This is a genomic window from Shewanella sp. 5S214 (genome assembly GCF_041439795.1).
Classification (GTDB): domain Bacteria; phylum Pseudomonadota; class Gammaproteobacteria; order Enterobacterales; family Shewanellaceae; genus Shewanella; species Shewanella vesiculosa.
This window is the reverse complement of record NZ_JBGOOV010000006.1, coordinates 47,027-59,078: the sequence shown is the minus strand read 5'-3', so window position 1 is coordinate 59,078 and position 12,052 is coordinate 47,027. Positions and strand designations below refer to the sequence as shown.

Here is a 12,052-nt window from a genome sequence, read left to right as displayed (position 1 = left end):
ATGATGTAATTATTTTGGGTGTAATTATTTCGAATGTAATTACATGGGGTGTGTTTTGTTTTCTTTATTATCCATTGTGATTAGGTGTGGGCAATATATCTTATTTTAGTTCTATTAAAGACTATTAAGTATTGTTTTTGAAGTTCTATACTTTTATTATTGCACATTAAATCATTTTTATTCAGGGATTGAATTAGATTGAGTAAGCTAAAGAATTTAACTATCGATGAATTAATTCTTCCCATTACCATTGATGCGGAATCTGGAGTTGATCCTCGCGAAGATATTAGTCCAACCTCAACGTATTATTTACTTAAAGACGTGCGCAATATTGCACGCTCTAAAGAACGAAAAGCGTTAACCGATGAAGAAGATGTGTTATCCGTCTCGGTTGAATGGCGACCGATATTTGAGCAAGTTCCGAATATTTTAAAACAACAATCAAAAGATATCGAATATGTTGCTTGGTTTATCGAGGCTGCATGTCGATTACATGGGTTCAAAGGATTGTATTTTGGTTTTACCCTAGCAGCAGAATTAATCGAGCGCTATTGGGACACGCTTTATCCCACTCCAGAGCCAAATGATTTAGCGGAGCGAATTGCACCGCTGATTGGTTTGAATGGTATCGAAAGTGAAGGTTCCCTAATTCATCCAATAAGAACGATCCCTATCACCGATGGCGGAATTGTTTACTCGACTTGGCAATATGAACAGGCGCTAGATACAAGTCGCTTAGATAAAGATAAGCAAGAAAAGCGCTTCGATTCTGGTTCAGTCTCACTTGAAGACGTCGAGCAGAGCATCAAGGAAACCTCCGACAGTTTCTTTATCGAGCTTGATCGCGATGTACAAAATGCTATGAGTGCATTTAGCCGTTTGTCGGCTTCAATGGATGACGCGATGAGCGGTGATCCACAACCGACGAGTTATATTCGCAAAGCGTTAGAAGCCTGTGCACTGCAAATTAGTTCAATTACAGCACCAATAATTGCAAAGAATAAAGCTAACTTAGCGCAAGAACAACAGATTGACGAACAGCAAGACGGTGATACTACTGCTCATCATTCAACGCCTTCAGGTGTTGAAGGACAACTTAATTCTAGGGCACAAGCTATTAGTCATCTTGAGACGATAGCGGACTTTTTTCGACGTACTGAGCCACATTCGCCAATGTCTTATGCTATTGAGCAAGTCATACGCTGGAGTGACCTAAGTTTGCCCGAGTTATTACAAGAATTAATCCAAGATGGTGAAGCAAGAAATGGCTTTTTCAAGTTATCTGGAATAAAAACGGAAGAATGATCTGTAGTTGATTACTCAACATATTATTGAAAGGAGTTCATATGAGTGTACATGATAAATTAAAGCGAGTAAGAAAACCCCGTGTCCATATTACCTATGATGTCGAAACCGAAGGTGCTGTAGTAAAAAAAGAGCTGCCTTTTGTTATTGGTGTTACGGGTGATTTTGCTGGTCACAACACCGCAGATTTAAAGCCATTAAAAGACCGCCGTTTTGTACAAATCGACCGTGATAACTTTAATGATGTGTTAAAGCGTATGAGCCCTAAGTTAAATATTTTAGTGCCTAATACTCTTGCCGGCGATGATTCTGAAATGAATGTAGCATTAGAGTTTAATAGCATTGAAGACTTTGAACCTGCTGCCATTGTTAATCAGGTTGAACCATTAAGAAAATTAATGGAAACCCGTAACAAACTTCGTGATTTGATGACAAAAGTTGATCGCTCTGAGAATCTCGAAAATATCTTAGAAGAAGTGTTAAATAACACTACCAGCCTAGACAAGTTGGCTGGTGAACTTAACCTCAAAGGAGCGGAATAATGAGCATGGAAGCCGCGTCATTAGATGCTGTATCTGAAGAGCAAGCACAGAGTGTTTCTATTTTAGAGCAAGCTATCGTTGCTACAAAGCAAACCGATTCTTCTCGTGCAGAAGAATTAATTCGTTCGTTAACCGAAGAAGCCCTTAAAGGTACTGTTCAGTGGGATAAAAACCTCACTGTGACATTCAATAAGGCTATTAATCGTTTAGATGACATTATCTCTAAACAATTAGCTTCAATTATGCACAATGAAGAACTGCAAAAACTTGAAGGTAGCTGGCGTGGTTTGCACCATACCGTTAAAAACTCTGAAACCAACGAAACACTTAAAATTCGTGTAATGAGTTTGTCTAAAAAAGAACTGCATAAAGATTTAAGTAAAGCGGTTGAGTTTGATCAGAGCCAAATGTTTAAAAAGATCTATGAATCAGAGTTTGGTACTCCGGGTGGCGAACCTTATGGTTGTTTAGTGGGTGATTATGAATTTACTAATCATCCAGAAGATGTTGAATCATTGTCATTAATGTCTAATGTTGCCGCTGCTGGTTTCTGTCCATTTATTTCGGCTGCAGGTTCATCTTTATTTGGTTTTGATGAGTGGACTGAACTGAGCAAACCTCGCGATCTTGAAAAGGTATTTGAATCTCTAGAATACACTCAGTGGCGCTCTTTCCGCGACAGTGATGATTCTCGCTTCGTGACTCTAACTATGCCTAGAGTGCTGGCTCGCCTTCCTTATGGCTCAGCGACCAAGCCTGTAGAAGAGTTTTGCTATGAAGAGTTTGAAATAGACTCAGAAAGTGGCCGTTCTAAAGTGGCTGATCATAATGATTATTGTTGGATGAATGCGGCTTACGTTATGGCTACCAATATGGGCCAAGCATTCAGTAAATATGGCTTCTGTACTGCTATTCGCGGCGCCGAGGGCGGTGGTAAGGTTGAAGGCTTGCCTGCACATGTCTTTACCAGTGATGACGGTGATCCAGATTTAAAGTGTCCAACGGAAATTGGTATTACTGATCGCCGTGAAGCAGAGTTAAGTAAATTAGGTTTCTTACCTCTTTGTCATTATAAGCATACTGATTATGCCGTGTTCTTTGGTTCTCAGTCATGTCAAAAACCAAAAATAATGACAAGCCATGATGCTACCGCTAATGCTGCAATTTCAGCACGTTTACCTTACTTAATGGCAACGTCTCGTTTTGCTCATTACCTTAAAGTGATGGCCCGCGACAAAATTGGTAGCTTCATGGAAGCAGAAGATGTTGAGTCTTGGTTAAATCGCTGGATTTTATCTTTTGTTAATGCATCTGAAGGTGGCGGACAAGACATTCGCGCTAAGTATCCATTGGCTGACGCTAAAGTTGTGGTGAAAGAGATCCCTGGTCAACCGGGTTCATACAATGCCGTTGCCTGGTTACGTCCTTGGTTGCAGATGGAAGAGCTTACCGCGTCTTTACGTTTAGTCGCAAAAATCCCTAAAGTAGGATAATCACCCGCTAACGCAGTGACCCTCATTTGTTTTCAAGGATAGAAACAAACGATGCCTCAAGAAACCATTTCATTTGTAACAAGTGAAATTTTCAAAGAAGATACTGGAATTAAAAAGCCAGTATCTTCAACGACAAAGGCACTAAAAAATAAACACTTAGTCGAACGATTCTTACGAGAGTCGGATTCGACTAGGTCGTTATTGCTTTGGTTAGAAAACTCGAGCCATTCGCTGACTCAATTTGATAAAACCTCCGTATTACCTTTTCTGCTTAAGGCTATTGATCGTATCGATAGACAGCTAGAACAACAACTCAATGCCATCATTCATCACAATGCTTTTCAAGCTTTAGAGGCTAGTTGGCGTGGGGTATTGTATTTAGTTCAACAGCAAGATTTACATGACAAAGACCAGAAAGTAAAAGTTAAAATGCTCGATTGTTGTTGGACAACACTGTCTAAAGACATTAATCGGGCGATTGAATTTGATCAAAGTGATTTTTTTAAACTGATTTATAACAACGAATATGACATGTCTGGTGGCGAGCCCTTCGGCACGTTAATTGGTGATTATCAAATCACCCATAAGAACCGCCCAGGTGTGTCCACCAACGACATTGATATTTTAAAAGAAATTTCGCGTACTGCTGCGGCCGCATTTGCGCCATTTATCACTTCTGCCAGTCCTTCATTATTTGGTGCAGATGACTTTGCTGATTTATCTGCTCATATGAACATGGGCAAAATTTTTGAGCAGCATGAGTATATTAAGTGGAACTCGTTACGAAAAATGGATGATTCTCGCTTTATTGGCTTAACTATGCCCAACATCCTAATGCGTTCCCCTTATCTTATCGATGGTAGCCGCAGCGAAGGTTTTAAGTTTAAAGAATCGATTAAAAATCCCAAAAAAGACCATTTATGGGGTAATGCTGCTTATGCCTTTGGTGGTGTATTAATCCGCGCATTTAGCGAATCAGGTTGGTTTGGCCATATCCGCGGTTTAGAACCCGGTGCGCGTAAGAAAGGCCTAGTATGTGACCTTGCGGTCAGTCAATACGAGCCAGATTTATATCGAAAACGCAAGAAACCTTCAGTGGATTTGTTAATCAGTGATAGGGCTGAAAAGTCGATTTCTGATCAAGGTTTCATCCCTTTATCTCCAGTATCAGGTTGTGAACACTTAGTGTTTTACAGTAATGCCTCTGTGCAGAAACCACCAAAATATGAACAACTTGAAGATAATATTAATGCAAAACTATCCTCAATGTTGCAGTACATTTTGTGTGTATCTCGTTTTGCCCATTACATTAAAGTGTTAGGCCGTGAAAAAATTGGTTCACTTCATTCTGCCGAAGCTTGCCAGCGCGAACTGCAATTGTGGCTGCACAAATATACCACCGCTTCAGACGTATCTTCAGATGATGTAAGAAGTAAATATCCGCTGCGAAGTGCCCAAGTTCAAGTAAAAGAAATGCGCGGTAAGCCCGGGCACTTCTATTCGATTATTCAGTTACAACCTCATTTTCAGTTAGATCAAATGGTGTCCAGCATTAAATTGGTCACTGAGCTGACATCAAGAAATTAACACAAAGGTATCAAATGAAAAAGATTCAAGAAATGCTGCAAAATGGCCAGCTACAAGAAGCCATTCAGTTAGTTGAGACACAGCTAAAAGACGACCCAATGAACATTGATTTAAAAGGTCAACATATTGAGTTGTTGTGTATTAATGGTGAGCTTGAACGGGCTGACAAACAGTTAAACTTTTTAGTGCAAAAACACCCTGATTTTTTAATCGGTGCAGCTAACTTACGTCAGTTGATCCGAGCAGAACAAGCCAGAATTGATTTTATGGCAGGCAAAGCTGTACCTCAGCTTTTTGCTGAATCTGATGCTTATGTTGCAGCATTAATGAAGTTACGTTTAGCGATGGTCGACTCCCAAGATGATGTGACTCAATGCGCCAATAGTCTTGAAAATTTACGTCCGCAAGTCAGCCTGCTTATAAACGATAAAACCAATCAAGAAATAAGAGATCTTGATGATACCTTAGGCGGTTTTATTGAGATTTTCGGTACTGACGGTAATTTCTATTTAGCTCAGTTATCTGAAATCGATTACATCAACTTTAAGCCGGTGACTTCGCTACTGGAAATGGTTTGGCGTCGAGTTGATCTAGCGATTAAAGATGGACCGTGTGGTGAAGCGCATATACCGATGATATATGCAGGTAGCGAAACTGATGCTCAAAAATTGGGACGAGAAACTGATTGGCATGAAGTTGCTACTGATGTGATTGCTGGCAAGGGCTTAAAAATGTGGCTCGCTGATGATACTGCAGTCGTACTCAATCAAATTACTAAAATATCCACCCCAGTCTTGCAGTAGGCGATAGTGTTGAGTAAAAACCAGCAACCCATAATGGCATCCATTCTTGACCGATTGATAGATGATTCGCCCGGTGAACAGGATGTCAAAGATAGCCATCGAGGCCTTAACTTACGTCAGTTAAGGTCTAATGTTCGTCGTGATTTAGAGAATCTTCTTAATGCTAAATTACAGTGGCAAACTTGGCCGGAACATTTAACTGAACTTGACAATTCATTGATGAATTATGGTTTGCGTGATTTTTCATCCATGCCAGTAGCGAGTTTAGACGGTCGACAGATCCTCTGTAAACAGGTCGCCGATACCATAAAGCGATTTGAACCCCGTTTTATCGAAGTGATGGTTGAGACGGTCGATAATGAACAGCCTTTGGATCGTGTTTTAAGATTAAAAATCAATGCACTGCTTTATGCAGAACCTGAGCCTGAATATATTACATTTGACTCAGAGGTTGAGCCGGTCCATTTAGCGATGATAGTGAATGAGGGAATTGTGTGAATCAGGAATTATTGGAGTATTACAATCGTGAATTGGCTTTCATTCGTCATATGGGGGCCGAATTTGCTGAGCAATATCCTAAGGTTGCAGGTCGTTTACGATTAAGTGATGAGCATGTTGAAGATCCTCATGTATCACGCTTAATTGAAGCATTTTCTCTGCTCACCGCACAAATTAGACAGAAACTTGATGATAGCTTTCCTGAACTCACTGAAGCGCTATTAGGTCAATTGTACCCTGATTATCAAGCGCCTATTCCGTCAATGACGGTGATTAAGGTGACGACTGAAAACTTATCGACCACAGGGGTATTATTGCCCAGGCTAACGCAAGTCGATACTCAAGTTGAGGGGATGAAATCCTGTCATTTCCAAACGTCATACGACATGAAGTTATGGCCTATTGAAGTTCAACAGGCTCAGTTTCAAAATGCACCGTTTAATGCGCCTGAACCTCAGTGGCCAGAACGGGCAAAGGCAATAATCAAGCTGGATATCGCGTGTGAGTTTGACGAAATTAGTATGCCAAGCCTTGGTGTAGATAAATTACGTTTTTTCTTAAATGGCCAAGACCATCAAACTTTTCAACTTTATCAATTACTATTTGAGCATAGTCTGGGTTTTGCTTTAGTTAACGAGCAGCAAACTGTGTGCAAATTTTTAACTAAACGGCACTTAAAAGCCGTTGGATTTGAAGATGAGCAACAAGTTATTCCTTATAGCCAACGGACCAGTTCTGGTTACCGGTTACTGCTGGAGAATTTTATTTTCCCTGAAAAATTCTTATTTTTTGACATAGATGATTTAGAGGGAAGTTGGCAAGGAATAGACAGTAAGTTCTCACTGTATATTTATTTAAAGGAAGGCTCTCAAGATTTAGATAAGCAAGTGAGTGCAAATCATTTTCTACTCGGTTGCACTCCAGTAATCAACTTATTTGAGCAAAAATTAGAACCAGTAAGTATCGATGCTTCGCAGTACGAATATAAATTAGCTGCTCGTTATTCTGACTCTGAAGTGACTGAGATCATCAATATCCAAGAGGTTATTGCTTATGATCCGAAAGACAATAAAGTTGAAGTCACACCATTTTATGGCGAATCACATCCGCAGTACCTTGGTCACAATAATTTATTTTGGCATGTTAGAAGAGAGTCGGCGAGTTGGTCAGGTGGCTATGCTGAACTAGGAACTGAATCATTTTTATCTTTAGTTGATCATAATTTTAAAGGCTTTAAGTCGGAAGATGATTATGGCGCTTGGATCTTAAGTATTACCGCTCAGTGCAGTAATCGAAATTTACCGGCCCATCTTCCGTTTGGCAACAATGAACCGAAAATGTTTGTCCCTGAACGCGCCGATATCATCAAGCATGTAAAATGTTTGCTTGCGCCAACATTACCCGTTCGCGCATCCCTTAGTGACGCTTCTCGATGGCAGTTAGTGACTCATCTATCAATTGACAGTTTTAGTGGAAAAGATGCACTTCATAATTTAAAAGAAACCCTTAAATTATACGATTTTAAGTGTTCACCAGAAAATAAAAATTTAATCGAGAATATTCACTTTGTTGAAGTCACTCCTGATACTGCACGAGTCAACCAACATGGCCGGATTAGCTTTTGCAGTGGCAGCCATATTGAAATAACCTTTATTAAAGATCATTACTCTGGCAGCGGAGTGTTCTTCTTTTGCACAATATTAGATCACTTCTTTGCACAATTTGCTGCAATCAATAGTTTTACCCGTTTAAGTATGCGTTTTAAAGACCATAATTCAGTCGCTTATACCTGGCCTGCACGTTCAGGACAAAGGCCGTTGTTATGACCCAAAATGCGATGCATCATCAGTTGCAGGCCATAATTGAAGCGCCCTCCGAGCATGATTTCTATCAAGCTGTTTATCAGTTTCAACAGCAGTTATCTCAAGGTCGCGAGCAAGGCTTTAAAGTTGGTTACGATACGATTCCAAGCAAAGAGCTGTTGCGGTTTAAATCAGATCAGCACCTTGGTTTTCCGGGGCAAGCCATCAGTAAAGTAAAGGCTAAACATACCAGTCAAAAGGCTAAGGTTGCCGCTGATATGCATATATCATTTATGGGGTTGACTGGGCCAAGCGGGGTATTACCTTCGCACTATACTGAGTTAGTCTTAGAGCGTTTACGTCATAAAGATAGCGGTATGCGTGATTTTTATGATTTATTTAATCATCGAATTATTTCACTATTTTATCGGTCATGGGAAAAGTATCGCTTCTCAGCTAATTATCAATCCCATGAAGATGGCGCTACGGATAGTTTTACTCATGTTTTGAGTTTACTCAGTGGTAATAAATCATTGAACCGCTATTACGCTGGTTTTTATCATAATAAAACTCCTACGGCAGAGTCATTACGAAGCATGTTGAATGACTTTACTGGCTGTAATGTCCAAGTTTGTTCTTTTCAAGGTCGTTGGCAATCTCTCGCTAAGACAGAGCAAACCCGATTGGCTAGTCGAAGCATGCTAGAAGGCCAATATGCGCGTTTAGGTGTCGATGCCAGTATTGGCAGCCGAGTATGGGATATCAACTCCAGTATCAGTATTCATATTAAGCCTAAAGAAGGTGCGTTGGTTAATGCATTTATGCCAGGGACAGCAAATTGTAAATCACTTAAAAAACTGGTCTCAAGCTATTTAGGTCAGTCAGTCAAATATAAGATTTTTCTAGAAATAAAACAAAAAGATGCACCGAAAGCACAATTATCCAAGTCTGCAATTGGCTTGGGGCTTGGTTGTGGTTTGATCAGCCGTGCAGAGTATGGTGAGCAAATAAAAAGCTTAATGATTTAATTAATAAAGGACTATGAATATGTCAGCGATGACTTTGAGTAAATTGGTTGGAAAACTTAATCCAGTATGTCGACAATCTTTAGAAACTGCTGCCAGTGTATGCCATAGCCGCAGTCAATTTAGTGTTGAAATTGAGCACTGGTTACTAGCATTATTAGAAAATGGTTCTGGTGATTTAGACATCATCATGGCCAGTTTTTCAGTGCAAAAAGATCAGCTGATCAACGACATTCGTCAGGGATTAGAAAAATTTAAAACGGGTAATAGTGCGGCTCCGAGTCTATCGCCACACATTGTCAGTTTATTACGTCAAACCTGGTTAAATACCAGCATTGAATTTAATGATAATGAGACCAGAACGGCCTATCTTATTTTTACGTTATTGACGGATGATTCGTTAAACTCCTTAGTGTCACGCTCTGCTAAACAGTTACTCAAAATCGACCCTGCGCAGCTAAAACATGCTTGGCCACAACTTGCGCGTCAATCTACAGAGCATAAAGTGTCGAGTACCGATATTGAAGAAACTCAGGCAATGCAATCTGCGCCAAGCAAAACACCAAATCTAGATCAATTTACGCAAAACTTAACCGAACAAGCTGAATTAGGCAAGATTGATCCTATCCTTGGTCGTGATAATGAAATAAGGCAAATGATCGATATTTTAACTCGCCGTCGTCAAAATAATCCTATTTTAACCGGTGAGGCCGGCGTCGGTAAAACGGCCGTAGTGGAAGGTTTAGCACTTAAAATTTTTCAAAAAGAAGTGCCAACTGCATTGCAGAATGTCCGTATTCATGTGCTCGACTTGGCTTTATTACAAGCTGGAGCTGGTGTAAAAGGTGAGTTTGAAAATCGTTTAAAAGCGCTTATTAACGAAGTTAAACAATCGGTTAAGCCAATAATTTTATTTATTGATGAAGCACACACTATGATCGGTAGTGGTGGACAAGCAGGGCAAAATGATGCTGCTAATTTATTAAAACCTGCCTTAGCCCGCGGCGAATTACGTACTATTGCGGCAACAACCTGGGCTGAATACAAAAAGTTTTTTGAAAAAGATGCAGCCTTGACTCGTCGTTTTCAGGTTGTAAAAATTGATGAGCCATCTCCTCAACAGGCGATTGCAATGATGCGAGGACTATTACCCGTAATGGAAGGCCATCATAAGATTCTGGTTTCAGATCAAGCGTTATGTGCCGCGGTAAATTTATCTCATCGTTATATTACTGGGCGTCAGTTGCCAGATAAAGCCGTGAGTTTATTAGACACAGCTTGTGCCCGTGTGGCTATGAGCCAAGCATCGACACCGGGACTGGTTGAGTCCTTACAGCGACAAATTCAGCAACTCGATACCCAGATTAATATTCTCACTCGCGAACAAAAAACTGGTGCAGATCATAAAAAATCCATTATTGAATTAACCAAGAAGCATAAGTTACTCTCAAAAGCACTTGAGCCATTAATGATCCAGTGGCAGGAAGAGTTGAGCACGGTGAAGAAAATTGCTGATTTAGTGACGCAAATCCAATCATCACAGACTGATACAGTTGCTCAATTACAGGAACTGACAGAGTTGAAGGCTAATTTAGCTGTCAATAAACAGCCTATGGTGCATTGGCAAGTTGATGAACAACTTGTTGCTGAAGTGATTTCCGACTGGACTGGGATTCCTGCAGGCAAAATGCAAAGTGATGAAATTAAAACGATTTTGAACTTGAAAGAAACCATGTCTAAGCGGGTTATCGGGCAAGATCATGCATTAGATTTAATTGCGAAAACGGTACAAACGTCGCGCGCCCAATTAGGTGATGAAAAACGCCCAATCGGTGTGTTTTTGCTGACGGGACCTAGCGGTGTAGGAAAAACTGAGACCGCACTAACCCTAGCTGAGCAAGTTTATGGCAGTGAAGATAATGTCACCGTTATCAATATGTCAGAGTTTAAAGAAGAGCATAAAGTATCCCTACTATTAGGCTCACCTCCTGGTTATGTCGGCTATGGCGAGGGGGGAGTATTAACCGAAGCTGTTCGCCGTAAGCCCTATAGCGTTATTTTATTGGATGAAATGGAAAAAGCGCATCCTGGTGTTCAAGATATTTTTTATCAGGTTTTCGATAAAGGTATGATCAAGGATGGAGAAGGGCGAGATATCGACTTCAAAAATACTATTATCATTATGACCTCAAATGCTGGAACTGAAACCACCATGGGGTTGTTTGAAGATGAACAGATTGCGCCCTCTATTACTGGTTTGCGTAAGGCGCTTCAAGATGATTTATTGGGCTACTTTAAACCCGCATTTTTAGGCCGCTTGAATGTGATTCCTTATATTCCTCTTACTCAATATATGCTTAATGAGATCACGAAATTACAATTACAGCGAGTTGCCCATCGCTTAGCAGAGCATTATCAAGCTAAGTTCACTTACAGTGATGATGTCGTTAGCCAAATCGTGTCTATGTGCCAAGATGCCGGTTCTGGCGCTCGAAATGTGCACAATATTTTACAGAATACAATGTTGCCAGATCTTTCTGTTAAGATTTTAAACAATATGGCGAATAATAAAAAAACAACTAATGTAAAAGTTAATGTCGTAAAAGAAGAATTTGTATATAAAATTTAGGTAAACATAAAGGGTATATAACCGAAAATATAAATAATCATTTAGTATTATTAATTAGATTTTTAACATTATATTTGAGGTCTATATAATAAGGTATATACCCTTTGTGATGTTATGTAGTTATTACTGATGTAGTAATAACTATATAATATTTATATTTTTTATTTATCTAAACGATTAGTTGATTATCAAAGAACCTTTGATATAATCCTCATGCTTAATAATGAGGACTCACTATATTTAAATGGATAATACAGTTATGTATTATTTGTTGATATGTGCATTTTTAATAAATTGAAATATTAAGTTTGAATTGTTGAACTTATAAAACTGTCCATTAATGGATGACATCCACGCAAAAGGAGCAT

Annotated in this window: 9 protein-coding genes; all 9 read left to right on the top strand. The window is 39.6% G+C overall.

Going from position 1 to position 12,052, the window contains the following annotated elements; all coding sequences use genetic code 11:
* Nucleotides 1–198: 198 nt before the first annotated feature.
* From tssA to tssH, 9 genes are read left to right on the top strand one after another with little or no spacing between them, the layout of a single operon-like run.
* Nucleotides 199–1,305, top strand: a complete 1,107-nt coding sequence (tssA, locus tag ACED29_RS05625) for a type VI secretion system protein TssA (protein WP_124015786.1) — start codon at nucleotides 199–201, stop codon at nucleotides 1,303–1,305.
* Between the two features lie 41 nt (nucleotides 1,306–1,346).
* Nucleotides 1,347–1,847, top strand: a complete 501-nt coding sequence (tssB, locus tag ACED29_RS05620; protein ID WP_124015787.1) for a type VI secretion system contractile sheath small subunit — start codon at nucleotides 1,347–1,349, stop codon at nucleotides 1,845–1,847.
* Entirely contained in the window at nucleotides 1,847–3,340 is a 1,494-nt protein-coding gene (gene tssC, locus ACED29_RS05615; protein WP_371697235.1) for a type VI secretion system contractile sheath large subunit, read from the top strand. The genes tssB and tssC (ACED29_RS05615) overlap by 1 nt, the downstream gene beginning before the upstream one ends.
* 51 nt (nucleotides 3,341–3,391) lie before the next feature.
* The gene (gene tssC, locus ACED29_RS05610; protein WP_182697094.1) at nucleotides 3,392–4,927 is read left to right on the top strand and encodes a type VI secretion system contractile sheath large subunit; all 1,536 of its coding nucleotides are present in this window, start codon (nucleotides 3,392–3,394) and stop codon (nucleotides 4,925–4,927) included.
* Between the two features lie 14 nt (nucleotides 4,928–4,941).
* Nucleotides 4,942–5,730, top strand: a complete 789-nt coding sequence (locus ACED29_RS05605; protein WP_182697095.1) for a type VI secretion system accessory protein TagJ — start codon at nucleotides 4,942–4,944, stop codon at nucleotides 5,728–5,730.
* A gap of 6 nt (nucleotides 5,731–5,736) precedes the next feature.
* Entirely contained in the window at nucleotides 5,737–6,228 is a 492-nt protein-coding gene (tssE, locus tag ACED29_RS05600) for a type VI secretion system baseplate subunit TssE (protein ID WP_371697234.1), read from the top strand.
* Nucleotides 6,225–8,054, top strand: a complete 1,830-nt coding sequence (gene tssF, locus ACED29_RS05595) for a type VI secretion system baseplate subunit TssF (RefSeq protein WP_182697096.1) — start codon at nucleotides 6,225–6,227, stop codon at nucleotides 8,052–8,054. The genes tssE and tssF overlap by 4 nt, the downstream gene beginning before the upstream one ends.
* Entirely contained in the window at nucleotides 8,051–9,058 is a 1,008-nt protein-coding gene (gene tssG / locus ACED29_RS05590; RefSeq protein WP_182697097.1) for a type VI secretion system baseplate subunit TssG, read from the top strand. The genes tssF and tssG overlap by 4 nt, the downstream gene beginning before the upstream one ends.
* A gap of 19 nt (nucleotides 9,059–9,077) precedes the next feature.
* Nucleotides 9,078–11,684 (top strand): type VI secretion system ATPase TssH, encoded by a 2,607-nt coding sequence (gene tssH, locus ACED29_RS05585; RefSeq protein WP_371697233.1) that lies wholly within the window; start codon nucleotides 9,078–9,080, stop codon nucleotides 11,682–11,684.
* Nucleotides 11,685–12,052: the final 368 nt, after the last annotated feature.

Bases quoted from the DNA above. Each gene is read 5' to 3' on its own strand.
- tssC (WP_182697094.1), top strand. From the start codon at position 3,392: ATGCCTCAAGAAACCATTTCATTTGTAACAAGTGAAATTTTCAAAGAA.
- tssC (WP_371697235.1), top strand. From the start codon at position 1,847: ATGAGCATGGAAGCCGCGTCATTAGATGCTGTATCTGAAGAGCAAGCA.
- tssG (WP_182697097.1), top strand. From the start codon at position 8,051: ATGACCCAAAATGCGATGCATCATCAGTTGCAGGCCATAATTGAAGCG.
- tssB (WP_124015787.1), top strand. From the start codon at position 1,347: ATGAGTGTACATGATAAATTAAAGCGAGTAAGAAAACCCCGTGTCCAT.
- tssH (WP_371697233.1), top strand. From the start codon at position 9,078: ATGTCAGCGATGACTTTGAGTAAATTGGTTGGAAAACTTAATCCAGTA.
- ACED29_RS05605 (WP_182697095.1), top strand. From the start codon at position 4,942: ATGAAAAAGATTCAAGAAATGCTGCAAAATGGCCAGCTACAAGAAGCC.